This window comes from Arachidicoccus terrestris (genome assembly GCF_020042345.1).
In the GTDB taxonomy this organism is placed as follows: domain Bacteria; phylum Bacteroidota; class Bacteroidia; order Chitinophagales; family Chitinophagaceae; genus Arachidicoccus; species Arachidicoccus terrestris.
In genome coordinates this window covers 229,187-249,706 of the sequence record NZ_CP083387.1, presented here as the reverse complement: position 1 = coordinate 249,706, position 20,520 = coordinate 229,187, and the positions used below count along the sequence as shown (strand labels likewise).

At 44.7% G+C, this 20,520-nt stretch carries 18 protein-coding genes and 1 pseudogene; 9 read left to right on the top strand and 10 right to left on the bottom strand.

What is annotated here, in order from left to right; genetic code table 11:
* The first annotated feature begins 35 nt into the window (after nucleotides 1-35).
* Nucleotides 36-1,571 (top strand): lipopolysaccharide biosynthesis protein, encoded by a 1,536-nt coding sequence (locus K9M52_RS00885; protein ID WP_224070185.1) that lies wholly within the window; start codon nucleotides 36-38, stop codon nucleotides 1,569-1,571.
* 157 nt (nucleotides 1,572-1,728) lie between these two features.
* A complete protein-coding gene (locus tag K9M52_RS00880) occupies nucleotides 1,729-3,072 on the top strand; it encodes a sugar porter family MFS transporter (RefSeq protein ID WP_224070184.1) in 1,344 nt (447 codons plus the stop codon).
* Nucleotides 3,073-3,148: 76 nt separating this feature from the next.
* Here K9M52_RS00880 and K9M52_RS00875 read toward each other — a convergent pair whose 3' ends face one another.
* From K9M52_RS00875 to K9M52_RS00860, 4 genes are all read right to left on the bottom strand, one after another.
* On the bottom strand, nucleotides 3,149-4,171 hold the full coding sequence (locus K9M52_RS00875; protein ID WP_224070183.1) for an LLM class flavin-dependent oxidoreductase: 1,023 nt from the start codon (nucleotides 4,169-4,171) through the stop codon (nucleotides 3,149-3,151).
* Nucleotides 4,172-4,341: 170 nt separating this feature from the next.
* A complete protein-coding gene (locus tag K9M52_RS00870; protein WP_224070182.1) occupies nucleotides 4,342-4,791 on the bottom strand; it encodes a DoxX family protein in 450 nt (149 codons plus the stop codon).
* A gap of 134 nt (nucleotides 4,792-4,925) precedes the next feature.
* Nucleotides 4,926-5,462: a YceI family protein gene (locus K9M52_RS00865; RefSeq protein WP_224070181.1), complete on the bottom strand. Its 537-nt coding sequence runs from the start codon at nucleotides 5,460-5,462 to the stop codon at nucleotides 4,926-4,928.
* Nucleotides 5,463-5,538: 76 nt separating this feature from the next.
* Nucleotides 5,539-5,991: a MarR family winged helix-turn-helix transcriptional regulator gene (locus K9M52_RS00860; RefSeq protein ID WP_224070180.1), complete on the bottom strand. Its 453-nt coding sequence runs from the start codon at nucleotides 5,989-5,991 to the stop codon at nucleotides 5,539-5,541.
* 248 nt (nucleotides 5,992-6,239) lie between these two features.
* On the opposite strand from K9M52_RS00860, the gene K9M52_RS00855 reads away from it, so the two are divergent.
* From K9M52_RS00855 to K9M52_RS00825, 7 genes are all read left to right on the top strand, one after another.
* Nucleotides 6,240-6,959: a GDSL-type esterase/lipase family protein gene (locus K9M52_RS00855; RefSeq protein WP_224070179.1), complete on the top strand. Its 720-nt coding sequence runs from the start codon at nucleotides 6,240-6,242 to the stop codon at nucleotides 6,957-6,959.
* Nucleotides 6,960-7,020: 61 nt separating this feature from the next.
* A complete protein-coding gene (locus tag K9M52_RS00850; protein WP_224070178.1) occupies nucleotides 7,021-7,449 on the top strand; it encodes a pyrimidine dimer DNA glycosylase/endonuclease V in 429 nt (142 codons plus the stop codon).
* A 77-nt stretch (nucleotides 7,450-7,526) separates the two neighbouring features.
* Entirely contained in the window at nucleotides 7,527-8,831 is a 1,305-nt protein-coding gene (locus tag K9M52_RS00845; RefSeq protein ID WP_224070177.1) for a gluconate:H+ symporter, read from the top strand.
* Between the two features lie 102 nt (nucleotides 8,832-8,933).
* Nucleotides 8,934-9,407, top strand: coding sequence for a RidA family protein (locus K9M52_RS00840; protein ID WP_224070176.1), 474 nt, complete (start codon nucleotides 8,934-8,936; stop codon nucleotides 9,405-9,407).
* Nucleotides 9,408-9,417: 10 nt separating this feature from the next.
* A complete protein-coding gene (locus K9M52_RS00835; protein WP_224070175.1) occupies nucleotides 9,418-10,548 on the top strand; it encodes a D-TA family PLP-dependent enzyme in 1,131 nt (376 codons plus the stop codon).
* 9 nt (nucleotides 10,549-10,557) lie between these two features.
* Complete coding sequence (locus tag K9M52_RS00830) at nucleotides 10,558-11,628, top strand: dipeptidase (protein ID WP_224070174.1); 1,071 nt, start codon at nucleotides 10,558-10,560, stop codon at nucleotides 11,626-11,628.
* Nucleotides 11,629-11,843: 215 nt separating this feature from the next.
* Complete coding sequence (locus K9M52_RS00825; RefSeq protein ID WP_224070173.1) at nucleotides 11,844-13,418, top strand: sulfatase family protein; 1,575 nt, start codon at nucleotides 11,844-11,846, stop codon at nucleotides 13,416-13,418.
* 73 nt (nucleotides 13,419-13,491) lie between these two features.
* Here K9M52_RS00825 and K9M52_RS00820 read toward each other — a convergent pair whose 3' ends face one another.
* From K9M52_RS00820 to K9M52_RS00795, 6 genes and pseudogenes are all read right to left on the bottom strand, one after another.
* Nucleotides 13,492-14,076, bottom strand: a complete 585-nt coding sequence (locus K9M52_RS00820) for a DUF1990 family protein (RefSeq protein WP_224070172.1) — start codon at nucleotides 14,074-14,076, stop codon at nucleotides 13,492-13,494.
* 652 nt (nucleotides 14,077-14,728) lie between these two features.
* A pseudogene (locus K9M52_RS19095) lies at nucleotides 14,729-14,824 on the bottom strand (zinc ribbon domain-containing protein); the annotation flags it as partial.
* A 326-nt stretch (nucleotides 14,825-15,150) separates the two neighbouring features.
* Nucleotides 15,151-16,299, bottom strand: coding sequence for an SGNH/GDSL hydrolase family protein (locus tag K9M52_RS00810; RefSeq protein ID WP_224070171.1), 1,149 nt, complete (start codon nucleotides 16,297-16,299; stop codon nucleotides 15,151-15,153).
* Nucleotides 16,300-16,325: 26 nt separating this feature from the next.
* Nucleotides 16,326-17,612, bottom strand: a complete 1,287-nt coding sequence (locus K9M52_RS00805) for a YdcF family protein (RefSeq protein WP_224070170.1) — start codon at nucleotides 17,610-17,612, stop codon at nucleotides 16,326-16,328.
* A 47-nt stretch (nucleotides 17,613-17,659) separates the two neighbouring features.
* On the bottom strand, nucleotides 17,660-18,613 hold the full coding sequence (locus K9M52_RS00800) for a sugar phosphate isomerase/epimerase family protein (protein ID WP_224070169.1): 954 nt from the start codon (nucleotides 18,611-18,613) through the stop codon (nucleotides 17,660-17,662).
* Nucleotides 18,614-18,739: 126 nt separating this feature from the next.
* Nucleotides 18,740-20,491, bottom strand: a complete 1,752-nt coding sequence (locus tag K9M52_RS00795; RefSeq protein WP_224070168.1) for a RagB/SusD family nutrient uptake outer membrane protein — start codon at nucleotides 20,489-20,491, stop codon at nucleotides 18,740-18,742.
* Between the last annotated feature and the right edge of the window lie 29 nt (nucleotides 20,492-20,520).

Here is a 20,520-nt window from a genome sequence, read left to right as displayed (position 1 = left end):
AAAAGCAGTTCTCTGCATCAAAAAAGGAAACAATTTTGAGTGGTATCAAACAATTAGCGGGACAGACTGTCTGGTATGGATTAAGTAATATCGGAGGCCGGTTCCTGAATTACCTGACAACGCCAATTATTACCTATCTGGTCGGTTCCAGGGCAGGGCAGGCAGAAATGGGAACGTATCAGGTGCTGTATGTCTATATCGCACTGCTCAATATCGTTTTTACCTATGGATTTGAGACGGCCTATTTCAGGTTCTCCAATAAAGAAGGCATTTCTCAGCGATCTCTCTTTCAGACGGCGTTTACTTCACATATTATCAGTACGGTTTGTTTTGTATTGCTGATCTCTTTGTTTAAGGTACCTATTGGAAACTTCATCGGGGTGGGAGGGCATTACGAGTATATAATCTGGTGCCTGACCATCATAGGCTTTGATACACTTTGTGTGATACCGCTGGCCAGACTTCGAAAAGAAGGCCGCCCTAAAAAGTACGCTTTTGTGAACTTGGCAGGTATTGCCGTTTATGTATTACTGACGATTTATTTTCTGGCGGTACTGCCGGAGTCGGCAGCCAAATCTACGGGCTGGCTCCATGACTGGTATAGTAAGCAAACGAAGACCGGCTTGCTGTTGAAAGCAAATATTATGCAGGCGATAGTGACTTTTGCCTTGCTGTTTAAGGAGTGGCGCACCCTTCGCTTCGAATTTGAGAAAAGCCTTTGGCGCCAACTGTGGCGCTACAGCTCCCCGATGATCATCGGTGGGCTGGCAGGAATGGTCAATGAAGTGATCGACCGCCAGATGCTGGAAAAGCTCTATAACGGAAGTGTACAGGAATCTAAAATACAAGTCGCCATTTATGGCTATTGCTATAAGCTTTCCATTTTTATTACTTTGTTTATTTCTGCTTTTAAAATGGCAGCAGAACCTTTCTTCTTTAATAAAAGTCAGGATAAGGATGCTGTCAAAGTGTATGCCCGGGTTATGAAATGGTTTGTGATTACACTGGCGATTGCCTTTTTATTTACGGCGCTGTTTCTGGATATCTGGAAATTTATTGTGGGGCCTGCCTATCGTGGCGGTATAGGCGTGGTGCCTGTGCTGCTGGCAGCGAATCTTTGTCTGGGCGTGTATTATAATCTTTCGATCTGGTATAAGCTGGCAGATAAGTTGAGGATTGGCATGTATATCACTTTATTCGGCGCAGCCATTACCTTTTTCGGCAATTATTATTTTATCCCGAAATTCGGGTATTATGCCTGCGCCTGGACGACTTTCACCTGTTATTTCATCATGATGATCATCTGTTATAAAGTAGGACAGAAGATCTTCCCTATCCCTTATAATGTGAAGAAAATAACTGCTTATCTGGTGGCGATGTTGTTGCTTTATTTTATTCATATGGGCATTGGCGCATTGACCTCCATTCTGGTTATCCGGGTATTAGCCGGTATGTTGCTGATGGGGTTGTTTCTACTCTTGGTGCTTTTTGCAGAGAAAAAAGAACTGGAACGCATGCCTTTTATCGGAGGTTATGTTGTTAAGCTCATGGACAAAAAGAGCCTTGCCTAGACAGGTCTGCTGAGCGCTGTTTAGCTGATTTATATTGGCTGCTTGTGAATGGATTCCAAATGAGCGCTCTTGTTCGTTAAAAATTAGGAAAAAGCGTTAAATTGATGCGCATTTGATTTAATAGGCCGATTAAGGCACAGTTTCTCAAAAAGCGCACATGAAAAAATATACCATTCTGATTTCTGCAGTGGCAGCCATCGGCGGACTGCTCTTCGGGTTTGATACAGCGGTCATTGCCGGAACGATCCCCGCACTGCGCACTTATTTTTCTTTGGATGATAATGCGATTGGCCTGGTGGTGGCTGCAGCTTCCATTGGTTGCATTCCGGGTGCCTTATTTGCCGGAAATCTGGCCAACAGGTATGGTCGTAAACTGATGATGTTGGTGACCGCTGTTTTATATGTCGTAGCAGCCATTGGCAGCGGGATTGCGGGAAGCTATGAAGCGCTGGTGCTGTATCGTTTTATTGGCGGCCTGGCCATCGGAATGGCCTCTACGCTGGCGCCCATTTATATCTCTGAAGTGGCCCCTGCTGAATATCGGGGCAGGCTGGGTATGAGCCAACAACTGGCCATTGTAATGGGTATATTACTGGCTTTTATCTCAAATTATTTTATTGACAGCGCCGGATGGTCTTTTTTAACGCCTGAAAACACGTGGCGCTATATGCTGGCTGCCGCAGTGATCCCGTCTGTCATCTTCTTTATATTACTCATGTTTGTCCCTGAAAGTCCCCGTTGGTTGATCCAAAGGGAGCGCCACGATCATGCGCACCTTATTTTTGGTAAGATCTATGAAGAAGTAAAGGCGAAAGAGGAATTGGAAACCGTACAGATGGATATTGCTGCGGATAAACAAGGACTCCGTTTTATGGAAATCTTTTCACCTAAATACAGAAAGGTGGTCTGGATCGGGGTGATCTTTGCGGCTATTGCGCAATTAACGGGCATCAATATTATTTTCTATTATGCACCCTTAATTTTTGAAAAGACCCATGTGGGTGGCAGTGTGCTTTTTCAGACGGTACTGACAGGGGTTGTAAACCTGATTTTTACAATTATAGCTTTCTGGTTGATTGATAGAATCGGCCGTAAGAAATTGTTGTTGACCGGTTCTGCTGTTATGGGTATTTGTATGGTCGTGGTGGGTACGCTGTTTTATACGGATAATCTGGATAATTATTGGGTCCTGGGGGCCATCTTTGTCTATATCGCCGCTTTTGCCTGTACCTGGGGGGCGGTTCTCTGGGTATATGTAGCTGAGATATTCTCTAATAAGATCAGGGGTAGTGCCACTTCTTTTGCCATATTTGGCAACTGGACAGCCAATGCCATTGTATCCTGGACGTTTCCGGTGATGTTATCGGAAATGGGCGCACCGGTGACCTTCTTTATTTATGGTGTTATCAATTTTTTAATGATTGCCTTTGTGGCGAAATATGTCTTTGAAACCAAGGGCGTGTCCCTGGAGAAGGTTGAGTCTATGTATGCCGGCTTGTGATAGGCGATAGCCGTATAATGATAAAGCCCCTGATTCAAAAAGGGGCTTTATCATTATACGGCTCTTTTTAGAGCTCTTACCGCCAGCCCAGTTCAGGGGCGACATATTTCAAAATAGAAGAAAGTACATGGGTATTGTATTCGACACCCAGTGTGTTCGGTATCGTTAAAAGGAGTGTATCGGCCTCCTGGATCGCTTCATCTGTTGCCAGCTCTTTGACCAGCTGATCCGGCTCCGCGGTATAGCTTCTGCCAAAGATGGCCCTGGTGTCCTTTTCCAGCATGCCTACCTGGTCCCGCTGTTGACGTTCATGGCCAAAGTATGCCCGGTCCATGTCATTTACCAGCGCGAAAATAGACCGGCTTACAGAAACCCGTGGCGTGCGCTTATGGCCCGCTTTTTTCCAGGCATCCTTGTATAACCTGATTTGTTCAGCTTGCTGTATATGGAATGGCTTGCCACTTTCATCTAGTTTCAGGGTAGAGCTTTGCAGGTTCATACCCATTTCTGCCGCCCAGACGGCTGTGGCATTCGAGGCGGCTCCCCACCAAATTCGATCGCGCAATCCCTCGGCGTACGGTTCCAGCCGGAGCAGGCCCGGAGGGTTAGGAAACATAGGGTTAGGGTTAGGCGTTGCGAAGCCGGCACCGTCGAGTTTCTGTAGAAACTCCACACCGTGACGGCGCCCCATGTCGGCACCGGTTTCGCCCTCACGCGGTTCATATCCAAAATAGCGCCATCCATCGATAACCTGCTCAGGAGATCCCCTGCTGATGCCGAGCTGCAGACGGCCCCCAGCAATTAAATCGGCCGCACCGGCATCTTCCACCATGTATAGCGGGTTTTCATAACGCATATCAATGACACCGGTACCAATTTCAATGGTACTGGTTTTGGCACCAATAGCGGCTAATAAGGGAAAAGGGGAAGCCAGCTGTGTGGCATAATGATGTACCCTGAAGTACGCGCCATCGATACCCAACTGTTCAGCCGCTACTGCCAGATCAATAGATTGAAGCAAAGTATCACTGGCTGTTCTGACATTGTATGAAGGATGGTCAGCCCAGTGACCAAAAGATAAAAATCCTATTTTTTTCATAATGAATATGGATTTTAAAGTGGGAATACAAAGTTAACCGTTTCAGACGCGATGTTCTGATGATCAAAACGGTCGGCATAAAGAAAGCCACTAAGTATGGAGTAGAATAATCTTAGCGGCTTTCGGGCTATAATAGGTAAAAATCAAGACCTCTTATTTATGACTGCTTTTTAATTTTTTTTGTTGAACAGCAGTCCGTCCATACTGGCCTTACCACCACCCCGGATTAATAGGATGATCAGTAAGGCGAATAGCAGGATAAAATATTCCAGACCTTCTCCTTTACCGGCCTGGCCACTCCAGTTCATAAAATAGCCGCTGTGTATGGTAACCGTTAAGACAACGCCGAGAAAGTTAATCATAACGGCTGCCGAAGAAATTCTGGTAAACAGGCCCAGTAGGATAAACAATGTTCCAATGGATTCTATAATAATTACCAGAAAAACAATAAAGGCAGGCAGTCCCATACCAGTGGTTAATCCCTGCATAGTAGCACTGAATCCAGCCCCGCCGAACCAGCCAAATAATTTTTGTGCACCATGTGGGAAGATGGATAAAAATATCGCCAGACGGGCAAATAGTGGTACCCAGTTCTGGGTGTTTGTCTTTTCAATGAGCATAAAGTACAATTAAAAGATTTTTCTGATTAAAAAGCAGACCGGACAGAGACGCTGCATTATCATGACCGCCACATTTCTTCCGGAACTCTTTCCGGCCTGACTGTTTTTAAATATTACCTGATCGGTAATACGCGTTATTCCGCTGATTTAGTTAACTGAATTTCACCCAGGATCTTTACCTCATCACCGATCATGACACCGCCGGCTTCCAAAGGAGCGTTGTAGGTAAGCCCCCATTCTTTACGGCTGATTTTGCCGTCAATGCTGAAAGCAGCTTTCGTATTACCCCAGGGATCTATAGCTGTTCCGCCATATTCCAGTTTCAATTGTACGGGTTTGGTAATACCTTTAATTGTCAGTTCACCATTCAGTACATATTCATCGTCCCCTTTCTTTTCAAAACTGGAGGAAGTGAAGTCCATCGTCGGATTTGCTTCCACATCAAAGAAGTCAGCTGACTTAAGGTGGTTGTCACGATCTGTCTGTCCCGTGGAAACCGACCCTAACTGTACTTTTGCCTTTACTGAGGCATTGTGAAAGTCTTCACTGTCTGTTTCAGCCTGTACGGTAAAGTCGTTAAAACTACCGGTAACTTTACTGATCATCAGATGTTTTACTTTGAATTGGAGTTCACTGTGTGTAGGGTCAGAAATCCATTTTTGCGTTGCCATAATTTTGTTGATTTTATTTTTTTTTGAAATTAATTAAAAGTCGATATTGGCCTGTTTTTAAAGAATTAAATTTTAATTATCCTCTCAAGGCGTCCAGCAGGTTACTCAGTGTTTCCGCTTCTTTTTCGGTGATGTTTGCTTGTATCCTGGCGGTAAATTCGTCTAGAGGTGTCTGAAGCATTTCCAGCAGCTGCAGACCTTTGTCTGTCATACTGATATCAATCTGCCTGCGATTGGAAGGGCAAAGATTGCGTTTTACGTAACCCATTTTCTCCAGCTTGTCAATGAGCCTTGTTAAATCCCCTGCCTTGTCTATTAAAACTTCTTTAATGTCTTTAGGCGCAATGGGGCTGGGCATGCTGCCTTTAATAATCCTCAACACATTAAAGTGCTGGGGCAGCAGGCCAAATTCTTTAAATACTTTCATCTGCTCATCCCGCACCCAGTTTCCCGTGTAGATCAGATTAACCAGTGCTTTGTGATAACCACTGGAAAAACTTGATTGTTTGATGGCGTTTTCTATTTTCATAGTGCAAAGATAAGGCAACAATATTTGTTGCAACAAATAAATAATGTGAAAGATTTCATAAAGTAGGTTTCGCATGAGGGATACCGTCAGTATGGCGTTCTTTTTAAATTGTTTATAATCAATAATTTATAGTGCGTCTGTCTTGAAATTTACAGGTTTATGGCGCTTTGTATGCAGATTTTCCCGTTGATGCCCTATCTTCATGACCCCCATTTAACGCATCATTACTCATTTCAAAATTTTTTCTGATGAAAAAGAACACGATTTTGCGTCCGCTTGTTTTATCTGTAATGCTGGGTTTTTATGGGCTGTCTTCGATCCAGGCCCAGGTGAATGCCACAGCGCCCCCTACATCCACGCCTAAATGGGACAGCACCTATCGTCCGAAGGATTATCACTTACATGCCGAGGCATTCAAGAGCTTTCCGGATAAATCCTCTGATATCTATTTTCTGGGAAATAGTATTACCGCAAGGGGGAACTGGCAGGAATTACTTGGCAGGCAGGATGTACGAAACAGAGGTATTTCCGGGGATATCACTTTTGGTGTATTGCAGCGGCTAAAAGAAGTCTGGGAGGGGCATCCCAGAAAAGTATTTATTCTTATCGGCATTAATGATGTTTCCAGAAATATACCCGATACGGTCATTGTCGGCAATTACTACAAAATCGTCCGCCAGATTAAGCAGAACAGCCCGCAAACGAAGATCTACTTTGAAACCCTGCTTCCTGTCAATAAAGATTTTAAGGCGTTTAAGAATCACTATAACAAAGATCAGCATATACAGTGGATCAATCAGCAGATTAAAAAAATGGGCCAGCGGGAAAACATCCAGATTATTGATATCTATCCGGCCTTCCTGGATTCGTCCGGTAAACTTATGGCAGATCTGACCGAAGACGGGTTGCATCTGAATATTAAGGGATATCATAAATGGATCGGCATTCTTAAGCCTTATTTGCCGTAAACGAAACTGCACCGTTTTTGTATTTAAGCGTGCAATTCCTTCAACGTTATAAACCTTTAATATGCGGCTGTGGTCACTGCATCCAAAATATCTTGACAGCAAAGGGCTGGTCGCGCTTTGGCGCGAAGCCTTGCTGGCGAAGCATGTGTTGGAAGGCAATACGAAAGGGTACAGAAACCATCCGCAGTTGATTCGGTTTAAAGCGTTGAAGGATCCAGTTTCGGGGATAAATCAGTATTTGTCTGAAGTGCATGCAGAGGCCGCTTTGCGAGGCTATCACTTTGACCGGGATAAAATAGGTCCCTATAGAAACAGGCTTGCCATGACTGTTACCAGCGGTCAGCTCCAATACGAACAAATGCATCTGTTGCGTAAGTTAAAAATCAGAGACAGCGATTATTATAACAGGTTCATGGCTGTGCAACTAATAGAGCACTTTGCTATTTTTAGGACAATCCAAGGAGCGGTGGAACCCTGGGAGAGATCTTAATGGTTATAATGGATTTTTGACTTATCTTGTAGTCTTTTCAAGGGTTGTTTTTTGCAGATTTTTAAAGACCTACGTACATGACCTTTCTTCTGATATTCCTTTGTATTGCATTATTGATTATTCTAATTTCCTGGTTAAAGCTAAATGCTTTTCTAGCCTTTTTATTTGTATCGATCATTGCCGGTTTTTTGTTTGGGCTACCTGCGACCGCTATCATCCCTTCCATAGAAAAAGGAATCGGTAATATGATGGGGGCACTGATCATTATTATTACCCTGGGCGCCATGTTCGGTAAAATCATCGCAGAAAGCGGCGCAGTGGAGCAGATTGCCAGTCAGATGATCCGCTATTTTGGGACCAAGTATGTGCACTGGGCGCTAATGATTACCGGATTTGTGATGGGGATATCCCTGTTTTACGGAGTGGGTTTTGTCTTAGTAGTACCACTGATATTCTCAGTAACCTATCAATATAAATTACCTGCTGTGGCGACTGGTTTGCCGATGCTGGCCGCATTATCTGTTACGCATGGATTTTTGCCGCCACATCCGGCGCCCACCGCCCTGGTGCAGCAATTGCATGGCAGTATCACAACGACGTTGCTGTATGGATTGATACTGGCGATTCCGGCGCTTTTATTAGCCGGCCCTTTGTTTTGCAGATACCTGCGTAAAATACCTTCGAGCCCGCTGGAAAGTTTTATTCCCAAGCCGATGGGCGAGGGTGTTATGCCGGGTAAATTCAATAGCTTTGTTACAGCGCTATTACCTGTTTTGATGCTTATGGCTGGGGCCGCTTTAAAATGGCAGTTTCCCGATGCGGTGTGGACCGGGTTTGTCAGTAATGCTTCCTTTGTCATGATCTTTTGTATCATTGTAGCGACACTGTCACTGGGTTATTTTCAGGGCATCTCGATGCGGAAGATCGCTGACATGTATGGCGCTGCTATCAAGGATATCGCGATTATATTACTGGTGATCGCCGGTGCCGGTGCTTTAAATCAGGTATTGGCAGACAGTGGTGTCAGTGCCGCCATTGCCCGGAGCATTCATCACTGGCCGATACACCCGCTGATCCTGGGCTGGCTGATGGCGGCCATCATCCGTCTGGCAGTTGGCTCTGCCACGATAGCCGGTCTTACCGCTGCGGGCTTTATGGCGCCACTTACACTGCATAGTCAGATTAATCCTAACCTTATGGTGCTTTCCATCGGCGCGGGAAGCCTGTTTTTTTCCCACGTAAATGACTCGGGCTTCTGGCTGTTTAAGGAATATTTTAATTTGACTATGAAAGATACCTTTAAATCCTGGTCCGTGATGGAAACCATCGTATCAGTGACCGGGCTGGCCGGTGTATTTATACTGCATCTTATCGTTAAATAGTTTTTAAACGCAGCCAATAGATTGGCTGGCCGGTATGAATGGCGTAAATTTGACTGTAGATGGCTAAACGTCATTGAATCAATTATAAAAAATAATCATGATATGTCAGAAAGTGCAGAAGAGCGCTTTGCAGCGACAGGACTTGTCTTGCCACCTGCTCCTGAACCTTTAGGTGTTTATAAACCCAGTCTGATCGTTGGGGACTTTCTATACCTCTCCGGACATGGTACGGTTCAGGAAGATGGCTCGCTAATCATTGGTCGCGTAGGAGCAGATCTGGATGTAGAAAAAGGCAAACTTGCTGCCCGCCAGGTGGGGCTGGCCATGCTGGCAACGATTAAAAAAACGCTGGGCAGCCTAAATCGTGTGAAACGGGTGGTCAAAGTACTCGGAATGGTGAATGCCACACCCGATTTTGCCAGACACCCCTATGTGATCAATGGATGCAGTGAACTTTTCAGAGAAGTATGGGGACAGGAAAACGGTGTCGGCGTTCGCAGTGCGGTGGGTATGGGTACCTTACCCGATAATATTCCTGTGGAAATTGAGGCTGTTTTTGAAATCCATCCACAATAAAATATATCATATGGCAACAGGAATGGAGGAGCACCCTTGGTATGAGATAGAAGATACCCGTGCCCTGGAAAGTCCGGCACTGGTGATTTATTACGACCGTCTACTGGATAATATCAGACGTCTGAAAAAAATGGTGGGAGATGATAGCAGGATCAGACCACATGTCAAGACGCATAAAATGCCTGAAGTCTGCCGGATATTGCAACAACATTATATTACACGTTTTAAATGTGCCACTATTGCGGAAGCGGAGATGCTGGCACAGGTGAACGCGGCGGACGTATTATTGGCCTATCCTTTGATCGGTCCCGACCTGGAGCGCTGGTTACAGCTGATTCAGCGATATCCTAAAACTGCCTTCAGTTGCCTTGTGTCAAATTTTCATAACGCTCAAACGCTTAGCAGACGGGCAAAATCGGCTGGCATGCTATTAAAAGTCTATATAGATGTCGATGCGGGGATGCATAGAACCGGTATCAGCCTGGATAAAGCGGAAGACCTTTTTAATGATATCAGGCAACTATCCGGCATTGAGATAATGGGACTTCATGTTTATGATGGACACCTGAAAGTTGAGGACCCGGCAGAGCGGCAAAAAGAAAGCGACCGGCAATTTGCACCCATAGAACTATTACTTAAAAAACTAAACCAGATCAGCCAGTCTCCCTTAAAGCTGGTTATTGGAGGATCGCCTTCTTTTTCAACACATATACACAGAAGTGGCGCAGAGCTGAGTCCGGGGACCTTTGTTTTTTGGGACATGGGATATGGGACCCATTTTCCGGACCTGCCTTTTAAACCAGCTGCCCTGGTAGTGACGCGGGTAATTGATGTATTGGACAATGGCACCTGCACGCTCGATATGGGGACAAAAGCAATTGCTTCTGAAATGCCTTTCCCAAGAGCAGAATTCTTGAATTACCCAGAACTGGAAGCGGTCTTTCAAAGTGAGGAGCATCTAAATGTGAGGTTGCCAGAAGGGAGCCTTTCTGCCTTACCTAAGGTGGGAGAATTGCTGTATGCGATACCTTACCATATTTGCCCCACAGTGGCACTCTATGATCATGGCTGGGTGGTCAAAGATGGGAAAATTGCCGACCAATGGCAGATACAAGCCAGAAAAAGAAAGATCAATTTTTAAAAAAAAGCTATGTTCACGATAGATGCCCATCTGGATCTGGCAATGAATGCCATGGAGTGGAACCGGGATCTCCGTTTAAGGGTCGATGAGATCAGGGAGTCGGAAAAGGGATTGACCGATCTTCCTGACAGGTCAAAAGGGACGGTGAGTTTTCCGGCGCTACGCAAAGGCAACATCGGTATCGTAGTGGCCACTCAGATTGCCCGTTTTGTAAAAAAAGGGAGTACACTCCCCGGATGGCACTCTCCCGAACAAGCTTGGGCCCAGACGCAGGGGCAACTGGCCTGGTACCGGGAGATGGAACGCATAGGAGAGCTTAAAGCGATTACGGACATAAAGAGCCTGGAAGAAGTGGTGAGCTTATGGCAAAGCGGTGTAAGCACCGCCCAGCTGCCTATCGGATATATCAGAAGTCTGGAAGGAGCTGATTCACTCGTCACCCTGGACCATTTACATCATGCCTATCAGGACGGCCTCCGGGCGGTAGGCCCTGCGCATTATGGCCCGGGCCGGTACGCTTTCGGTACGGACAGCTCTGCATCATTAACTGAAGCAGGTAAGGCGTTACTGTATGAGATGGATGGCCTTGGAATGATTTTAGACGTTACCCATTTATGTGATAAGGCTTTTTGGGATGCAATGGATATCTATCAGGGTCCCGTCTGGGCCAGTCATAATAATTGCAGGTCACTTGTGGATCATAACCGGCAATTTAGCGATGAGATGATCCAGGCTCTGATTGACAGAGGCGCCGTTATCGGAGGGGCACTTGACGCATGGATGATGGTGCCTGGCTGGCAAAGAGGTGTATCTGATCCTAACGAAATGAATTGCAGTCTCCACACCTTATTTCAGCATATGGATCACATTTGTCAGCTGGCTGGAAACGCGGATCATATCGGCATCGGTTCTGACTTGGATGGTGCTTTTGGCAAAGAACAATCGCCCTATGACCTGGAGGATATATCAGATCTGGGTAAACTGCCGGAGATATTTGCCGGAGCCGGGTACACCGCCGCTGATATTCAAAAAATTATGCATGGAAACTGGTTGCAGTTTTTACGCCATGCACTGCATTGATAAACAATTAATATTTACGAAAGAAGTTGGGGCCCTGTTTACGATACTTATTTTATATAAGTTGTTGTTTATTATTATTGTTTTGCAGGATAATGGATATTTGGTTGCTTATTGTTTTATCTAAAAAGTCATACATATTATAGTTTTGTTTGCCGATTTCGTTTATCTTTATTGCCTACCTAACTTGTTTTTTGCAACAATAGACACTAGAATTTATGAAAAGAACAGTTGTTTTGCTGGGTTGGCTATTCGTATGCCTGTTGAAAGTGCGGGCCCAAAATACATCCAGGCCCAATATTCTGATCATTGTCTCAGATGATCATGCCTATCAATCCATCGGAGCTTATGGAGCTTCATATGGAGCAACGCCTCATATCGACCAGCTAGCCCGGGAAGGCGCTACTTATACCAACGCTTTTGTGACCAATTCTCTATGCGGACCCAGCAGAGCTTGTCTGTTGACCAGTAAATATAGTAATATCAATGGCTTTAAAGATAACCGCTCTCGCTTTGATCCCGCACAACCGACCTTTGCCAGTTACCTGACAGGTGCCGGTTATCAGACGGCATGGATTGGTAAATGGCACCTAAAAAGCTTACCTAAGAACTTTTCTTATTTTAAGATTTTGCCAGGTCAGGGACAATATTATAATCCGGTTTTCATCGATGAAAACGATCAAAAATCACGGATAGAAGGTTATTGCACCAATGTAATCACAGATCTCAGCCTGGATTGGCTGAAAAACAGAGACACTTCTAAACCCTTTTGTCTGGTCGTAGGAGAGAAGGCGACACACCGGACCTGGATGCCGGATACCGCTGACCTGGGAGCGTTTGATCATGTGAAATTTCCGCTGCCGGATGATTTTTATGACAGCTTTCCAAACCGGTATGCCGGTAAGGTCAATAATATGAATATAGCCCATACCATGCGACTGGGCTATGATTTAAAAATGAAGCCAGATACCGGGTTCGGAAAATCGGGCTACACAAGATTTACACCCTCACAGCAAAAGTACTTTGATCAGTATTATGATTCCATCTATCAGGATTTTAAAAGCCGGCATTTAGTGGGTAAGGCTTTAACAGAATGGAAGTTCCAAAGGTATCTGCGGGATTACTATGCGACCGTACTCAGTCTGGATAGAAATGTTGGTCGCATTGTTGACTATATTGATAAAAACGGACTTGGAAAAAATACGATTGTGATTTACACTTCCGATCAGGGGATGTATTTGGGTGAACACGGCTGGTTCGATAAAAGGTTTATTTATGAGCAGTCTATGAAAACGCCGCTGGTGATCAGATATCCGGAACTGATCCGGCCGGGAACCCGTGACAGTACGATGGTCATGTTACTGGACATGGCACCCACTTTTATGCAGCTGGCAGGATTGAAAGTACCCGGTGACATGCAGGGAAAATCTTTGATTCCAGTATTTAAAGGGGAGCATAAGAATTTCAGAAATGAGGTATTCTATCATTATTATGAATATCCGAATGAGCATAACGCACTGCCTCATTTTGGTCTGAGGACAGAAAGATATGTGCTGGTCAGATTCTATACACCTCCCCGTTTCACCGAGGCGAAGAAAGGAAAGTTAAGGTATCCCCCCAAAGACTACTGGGAATTATATGACTTGCAAAACGACCCTGAACAGCTGCATAATATTTATGAAGCCAATAAAAGGTCGGCTCTGGTCAGAGGCTTGAAAACCGAAATGGATAAGCTGATCGTGCAGTACAAACAAGAGGATGCGGCGGCAGTTTTAGCGGGAGAGGCAAAATAAGAAAAAGTTGGATCTTGATTCGTCGGTTATCTTGAGTTTTAGCATCTCTTAAATATTTATAATAAGTTTTAACTCAATCTGGCTGTAGATTACTTTCTACCTGCTTTTTTACATTCTTCAAGGCCGTTTTGGTACAAAACGTTTGATAGGGAATAGATAATGTTGTGCCGAATAATTTGGTTAAAATAGTAGAAGGCTTTGAATAGGTATGAATTTTGAAAATTAGTCTTTCTTGACTGATTGTTTCTATTGTAAATGATGATACCCCTCTTTCAACATGCCCAGCCAGCGTTTCATAGCTAAAGCCTTTTTTAAAGGGTAAATTGAATATCTCACTTATTCGTACACCGAATATTAATTTTTGCGAAATTTTTTTTATAGGAGGAATATATACTTGTTGCACAATAGTGTCTCCAACTCTCATTTCTCTACCTTCTTCCTGCCATTGAGTTTTGAAGGACATAATGTTAACTGGAAATATTTTATAATTGAACAGAAATCTTATATCTAAATTTTCAATATGTGACGAGGTGACCAGGTTAATTGTAGATGTCTTTTCATTTAAATGATTTTTATCATAAGGCATTACATCCTTGTTTTTCAAATAATCAAGATGCGATTTTAGCTTTTTCTGTTGGTCTCTTATGTATATTTTCATGTTTTATCAGATTGTTTTGAGTTTTAGGTTTCTTGATAAGTGCGTTGTGGACATATGTCACTTTTGTCATCATTGGAAAAGTTAGCCTAAATGTACAGCCGCTCGCTGAGTGATTTTAGTATTGACAATGTATGTGTTTTTTTGATTTAGCATTGCAGGAGTGCATCAATCGTTGTAAGAATAGCGTTTTTCCTTTTCGTTGTTTTTTTTTGACTGTTGAGAATGTTGTGGGATAATACTATTGAGTTCATCATCTATAAATCGCACATAATAGGGAGGCTCTTTAATCAGTTCATCTTGTGATTTTTTTCCAACCAGCGCGAGACCTTCTCCGGACAATGTAATCTTTTTTAAACAGTAAAAGCAAGGCTTTAGCCAAAATTATAAAACAAAATTTATCTATTCAAACAATAAATAGTTTGTTTTATTGTAGCTGCTCAGCTATGCATTTTTTTCCTTTTGCATAGCCTTGCTTCAGGTTTCACGGACTCTCCCTGTGAAGACGTCTTCGCCTGTTTTTGTTTAATGTCCGGCCGAGCACCACAACCAGACAATATTTTTAGACCTTCCCTGAGTATGTTCCGTGCGGCATTGACATCTCTGTCATGGTTGGTATGATAGCAGCTGCAGGTTCATGTCCTGTCTGCCGAAGTCAGGTCTTCTTTCTTTCCCCGCAAACATGACAGGTTTTGGAAGCGGGGGAGAACCGGTCAGCTTTGACAAACTTCCGGCCATACCAGTCGCATTTGTACGCTAGCTGGGGTCAGTAGCTTTCCCAGTGAGATATCTGACAGGGACTTTACTAAACAGTTGCGTTTTATTAGAATACAGAACCCTAACGCGGTCATTGCTGCAGCAGGAGGCAATGTGCGGTCTCCGCCGTCCGCAAAACCAGTTGATGACTCCCTATTTAGTTGAGAACCATCAATGTATACTCTGCCTGTTTTTGTTGTTTAGTTGTACGAGAGATTTTTCTAAAATAACTGCCATTACATCCTATAGACAATTATATTACTGAACTGCACCTATGGGCGGACGCCTATCCAACAGTGGTGGGCCACATTTGCAGCGACTTTAATCTGATGCTTTTCCAAACAGTACAGGCACTATCTCCCTTATCTTCTTTTCCACAATGGTTGTTAACCGGCTAAATCCTACATCTGTTAAATGAGTGCCATCTATAGTGGCTTCATGGTCATGGCCGGATAGGTCTGCCGCACTTTGATAATAGATATTTTTCAATCCTTCTTTTTTAAGAGACTGAAACACTTCGTAGATGGCCTTATTTTGCGCGGCCATACGCTTTTTCATATTCATATCCCAAAATGAAGTTTCCCGTATCGGACTTTCCATAAATAAGATCGGGATGGCGGGCTTTATTTTTCTTAGAATGCGTACGAATGGAATCGCTCTTTTGTGGATGAGATCTGCCGTCATATTAGGGACACAGTCCAGAATATATAGATCTGCAGGCATGTGCCCGATGATCTCAGCCATCTTTGGTTCCATTTTACCACTGCCGCTAAAGCCCATATTGTAAACAGTAGCATCCAACTGCCTGGATAGAATAGCAGGATAGGCAAGGCCCGGCCTGGACGCCGATGCGCCCTGCGTGATGCTGGTGCCATAAATGACAATCTCAGGTCGCTTCTCTATTTTAGGTATCTGTATTACAGCGCCACTGTCAATGCCAATATAGAGTTCGGTTAGGCTGCTATAAAGCGGCAAATACAAGCGGTAATGGCGCATTGTGCCATCCAGATGGCTAATGGCGGTTCTCTCCGATCTGTCACCCGTTGCTGCTGCCGTTGCCACGAATTGACATGAATCATTCCTAAACGCGTATAGATCTAAACCATTTTTGGCAATAGGTGTCATATTCGGAAGTACACTGTATTTATCAAGCGTCCATTTAAAAGAGATGCTCGAACTGTTGGTGATAAAATCTACCTGTAAACCGGCCGTGTTTTTGGATAACTCCGCTACGCGGTGGGGAATGGCCCCGAGTAAATTACTGTCGATCCTGTTATAGCCTAGTGTAGGAACAGTAGCGCCCCGGCCTGTAAGTAACAAGTCATGGGCATTGATATATTGGCGACCGGGTAAGCGTGATTCTCTAACTGGTTGGGCAATGGCCTGCAGGCCCATCAATGCCAGAGTTGTTAACAGACATAGGTCGTAGACTAATCTTTTTTTGAAGCGATATATGATATGGGTATGCATTTTTATAGTTTATTTTTGTTCGCGACCTATGGATCTAATGGATCCAGTGGATTGACCAGTGAGGATTTTGAGTTCAGCGTAAAAACAGTGTGTGTCGCAGACAGTATCTTCAGTTGTTCATACGGTGTATATCCGAGGTCTCTCAGAGATGTTTTACGCATACCTTTGTTGATATAGGAAGATTGGCTTTCATCTGTTACGATAAGCACCGCCTTATCTAAGGGCATGCCGGTCAACTGAATCAGCCGGGTTGCATTGCGCAGATTGGTCGTGGTATGCCTGGCATAGGGTTCGATAAGAATACTGCTCTCATTCATATGGAGACTATCCACCATATACTTTTTCATTTCTACGGCCTCACAATACGGTGTTTTATTCGGATGTACATGGCCGCCGGACACAATCAAAAACGGCGCTTCTCCCTTCTCAAATTCTCTGGCGGCCATTCTACACCTGGCCTTACCGCCTTCGGTCAGCCGGATACCCGACTTTTCCGGACCGAGGCCCGGTACCAGGATCGCGCTGTAAATATAGTTAGAGAAATCTGTATTTTTAATTGCAGCCACAGGCGCTGCATTCATACCTTCCGTCAGGGGATCATACCAGATCGCTTCAGTTCTGCCGTTCATTTGTAAAGCGGTCAGCGCTGTTTTCAGAGGCATATCATAAAACAGATCCGCTGATTCATTTTTTAGCCAACGCCTTAAAGAATCCGATAATACTGCCCGGATCTCGGGCGTCTTTAAATCGATACTGATTGCATCAATTTTGCCGTAGGTGGGTTTCTCTCCGAATAGATATACATGGGCGGCATATGCCATACCCGATGTTAGATTTTCAACCATCTTACGCAGAAAAGCAGAATCGGGGTCCCCGGCGCTCCAGGTATAAACCTGTGTCGTCCGTAACTGCTCTACAAAAGTAGCCATCTCCGGGTTGTCGTTATTTAAACGTACCAGGCTCTGAATGATTGTTCTGACGTCTTCGGGGCTGGGTTCCATATCACGGATGGCTTTCTCCAGCTGACCGGTCTTCAGGTCCTTTTGAAGTAATTTATTACGGGCGCGGGCAATTTTGCGGAGTGGCTTATACCTCGCCAGGGTAGTTCTCACCGAAGGTTGGGCATTTACCGCAGCGGCAAATGGGTAAATATGTTCCGTAAGTAAGAAAGCTGTGTCTTTTGGCCCGGCCTGCTGGGCCTTGAGCGGAGTGGTCGCCAGCACCAACACCAACACCCAGCAAAGGGCAGCAACAATCAGTCTTGTGCATCTGTTTGCCGCTGCCATCGGTTTGCCTATCTCTAATATTTGCATAACACTCAGGTATTTTTGTTTTATACGCGGATTAGGTTATTATCAATTTAGTGCTTTATAGAAGCCTGATAGTCTTCATAAAGTGTGTTATAGCACGCGGGAAGCTCACTGATATCTTTATAGTGACATTCAAACATAAACGGCCCACGGTAACGAACAGTATATAATGCACCTAAAATCGCATTCCAGTTATTTTCTCCTTTGCCGGAGCAGGGAAGGTAGTGATTTTCCTGTTTGCCGTTACCATCTGCGACATGTAGTGTCTTAAGCCGGCCACCCATGGCTAGGATAAGCTTTTCCGGGTTTTTGATATGATTCATGTCAATAGCGGAACCGATGGCTGCCGGCAGTCTTGAGAAGATACGTTTTGTTTCTTCCACCGTTCTGCAAAGGGGCCGCTCATATTTTTCGTCTTTCTGCAACTCAAATCCCAGCATATTCTCCACGACCATGGTAGCGCCCTGTTTTTCGATGATGGGTAAGAGCTCCTTGCAGGACTTGATCAGTTGGTCTGTCCGCTGCTGGCGCTCATGGAGCCCCAGATACCAGCTGGGATGAAACAAGATAATTTGTGGTCGTAATACCTCGCACATATCCAGTACTTTTTTATGGAAGGTGATCGTTTTTTGGCGTTTGCTTTCATCTCTTTCCGATAAATCTATATGGCTCCCGTATCCCATGTGAATGGACCATATTTTAACGCCTGCCTTATCAGCGGCTTTTTTGGCCTTTAGGGCCATTTGGCGCAACTGATCATCACTGTACCGCAGATGGGTCTGCTTATCTACCAATGCACTGATACCCGCGATTTCAATACAGTCAATTCCGACCGATTTTATCCTGGCCATTGAACTATCGTTTATTTTCGATAGGGGAAAAGAGAAACCCACCGCCATGGGATAGATATCCGGTTGGCCGGATTGTGCTTTTACATATCCCGTTTGTAAAATCATCCCCGTGAGCAGCAGGAGGGCCCATCTTATTTGTTTTTTACACAGCATTTTTTATACGTTTAGGAATTCGCTTTTTGGTGATTTTTATGGAAAGACGGTAAACGCCGGAAGTCGTCAGACGGAACGTCCACCGTCCTTCCATTTGTTATTTTAGTTGTCATGACAACTAGCCCTCTATTCGTCCCAGCCGGGATTCTGATCCAGGTTGGTGTTTAATTTCAGATCCTCTAGTGGTATGGGCTGGAGATAATCCTTGTTCTCATCGAAATGCACTTGATAGTCGAAAGGGTTCATATTACCGGACTGACCATCTGTAAGCGGCCTTTGCTTAATGTCAATGAAGGAAGTGACAGTGGCGGGAGCGCCTGATTTATCACCGCTATATACATAGACATCGGCTTTCCCGTCTCCTGTAAAATCATAAGCCCCTAACTGCGGAAAGTAAAGGCCCACCATCGGCTTTTCCAGTTTTTTGCCCTCCTTCCAGCGCATCAGATCATCCCATCTGAAACCTTCATTAAAAAGCTCAACTCTTCTCTCTCTTCTGATTTCCAGTATGACACCTTTATTGGCGCCTTTATTGACATTCGGGTACATGGCAGCCAGATAGCCGTCGGGATTCGCATTGGCCATTGAGAGGTTGAGGTGAGGTAAGCCTACCCGGTCTCTTAACAGGTTAATGGACTGATCCAGATCCTGTTGGGTCAGCGTACCCAGCTCTGCTTTCGCTTCTGCATAATTGAGCAGTATTTCACCCAATCTGAATATAATGATATCATTATAACTGGAAGAAGATGACCACTGGTCTTTCCCCGGAAGCGCTTTGATGATCCGGTAACCGGTAGTGGTGGCGTTTAGGCTCACAGGCTCCGGTGTAGTGGTTCCATAGACCATAAAATCGGGGCCTGCCGTACTCTGGGTGAGCCGTGGATCCCGGTTTTGCATGACATCATAGAAGGTCATTTTATCATAACCGGCCTTGTCGGTAAACCTGGATCCATCTTTCATCAAGTAGGTATTGACCAGGTCTTGGGCCATTCCCCATGAACCGGAGGTGGGTGAGGTCATCAGATAGCCTAATGTGTGGCGGCCAAAATCAGGGTTATAATCTTTAGCCAGGATCGTTTCTACGCTGGTCTGGTCGTTTCGGGCAAAAAGATCCCTGTAGGATTTGTCTGCCCCGCCATCAGTATATAGCTTGTAGGGACTTTCTGTCATAAGCTTGCCTGAGGCTTCTGCAGCAGCTTTTAACAAATTCTCCCAGTCGGCTATTCCATGATATTTGCGGAAGGTACCTTCAAAAAGGCAAACCCTTGATTTCAACGCGAGTGCTGTATACTTCGTGATCTCATTGATTTTGACTTCGCCCGGTAAATTGGCGATCGCAAAGTCCAGATCAGCCACAATAGAGTCCATGATCAGTTGGCGGGAGTCCCTGGGTTTAAACAAGTCCTCGTCATCTGCATTCAACACTTTGTTATACCAGGGTACATCTCCAAATTTACGGACTTTATCATAATAGAAATAAGCCCTGAAGAACCGGGCGACGGCTCCATACCGGAGCTTAGCGGCCTCGTCAGGGCATTTTTGATAGTGCGTCAGAAAATAATTGATGGTACGCAAGTTGGACCAGGACCAGTCACCGGAACCGCTTGCAACGGGAACAATGCGCGTGCCTTTGATTCGGTCCGGGGCAATGAGTGGAACAATATCATCAGAAGATTCGCCATAGGAGGCATCATATAAATGATAATCGGGCAACTGTGTATAGAAGCCATTGGTGTATACTTCCAGATCTTTCGCCGTATTAAAGAATTTGGTGGCGTCCAGCCGGTCTTTTGGTACCGTATTGAGGTAGTCCTTATTGCAGGCGCCAAGAAGCATACTGGCGAGAAGGAGGTATATGGTTATATTTAAAATTTTCATCGCAATTTATTTTTATTCATTAAGAAGAG

What these genes read in the sequence shown, in the direction of transcription:
- K9M52_RS00880 (WP_224070184.1), top strand. Translation starts at nt 1,729, where the DNA reads ATGAAAAAATATACCATTCTGATTTCTGCAGTGGCAGCCATCGGCGGA.
- K9M52_RS00875 (WP_224070183.1), bottom strand. Translation starts at nt 4,171, where the DNA reads ATGAAAAAAATAGGATTTTTATCTTTTGGTCACTGGGCTGACCATCCT.
- K9M52_RS00870 (WP_224070182.1), bottom strand. Translation starts at nt 4,791, where the DNA reads ATGCTCATTGAAAAGACAAACACCCAGAACTGGGTACCACTATTTGCC.
- K9M52_RS00865 (WP_224070181.1), bottom strand. Translation starts at nt 5,462, where the DNA reads ATGGCAACGCAAAAATGGATTTCTGACCCTACACACAGTGAACTCCAA.
- K9M52_RS00860 (WP_224070180.1), bottom strand. Translation starts at nt 5,991, where the DNA reads ATGAAAATAGAAAACGCCATCAAACAATCAAGTTTTTCCAGTGGTTAT.
- K9M52_RS00855 (WP_224070179.1), top strand. Translation starts at nt 6,240, where the DNA reads ATGAAAAAGAACACGATTTTGCGTCCGCTTGTTTTATCTGTAATGCTG.
- K9M52_RS00850 (WP_224070178.1), top strand. Translation starts at nt 7,021, where the DNA reads ATGCGGCTGTGGTCACTGCATCCAAAATATCTTGACAGCAAAGGGCTG.
- K9M52_RS00845 (WP_224070177.1), top strand. Translation starts at nt 7,527, where the DNA reads ATGACCTTTCTTCTGATATTCCTTTGTATTGCATTATTGATTATTCTA.
- K9M52_RS00840 (WP_224070176.1), top strand. Translation starts at nt 8,934, where the DNA reads ATGTCAGAAAGTGCAGAAGAGCGCTTTGCAGCGACAGGACTTGTCTTG.
- K9M52_RS00835 (WP_224070175.1), top strand. Translation starts at nt 9,418, where the DNA reads ATGGCAACAGGAATGGAGGAGCACCCTTGGTATGAGATAGAAGATACC.
- K9M52_RS00830 (WP_224070174.1), top strand. Translation starts at nt 10,558, where the DNA reads ATGTTCACGATAGATGCCCATCTGGATCTGGCAATGAATGCCATGGAG.
- K9M52_RS00825 (WP_224070173.1), top strand. Translation starts at nt 11,844, where the DNA reads ATGAAAAGAACAGTTGTTTTGCTGGGTTGGCTATTCGTATGCCTGTTG.
- K9M52_RS00820 (WP_224070172.1), bottom strand. Translation starts at nt 14,076, where the DNA reads ATGAAAATATACATAAGAGACCAACAGAAAAAGCTAAAATCGCATCTT.
- K9M52_RS00810 (WP_224070171.1), bottom strand. Translation starts at nt 16,299, where the DNA reads ATGCATACCCATATCATATATCGCTTCAAAAAAAGATTAGTCTACGAC.
- K9M52_RS00805 (WP_224070170.1), bottom strand. Translation starts at nt 17,612, where the DNA reads ATGCAAATATTAGAGATAGGCAAACCGATGGCAGCGGCAAACAGATGC.
- K9M52_RS00800 (WP_224070169.1), bottom strand. Translation starts at nt 18,613, where the DNA reads ATGCTGTGTAAAAAACAAATAAGATGGGCCCTCCTGCTGCTCACGGGG.
- K9M52_RS00795 (WP_224070168.1), bottom strand. Translation starts at nt 20,491, where the DNA reads ATGAAAATTTTAAATATAACCATATACCTCCTTCTCGCCAGTATGCTT.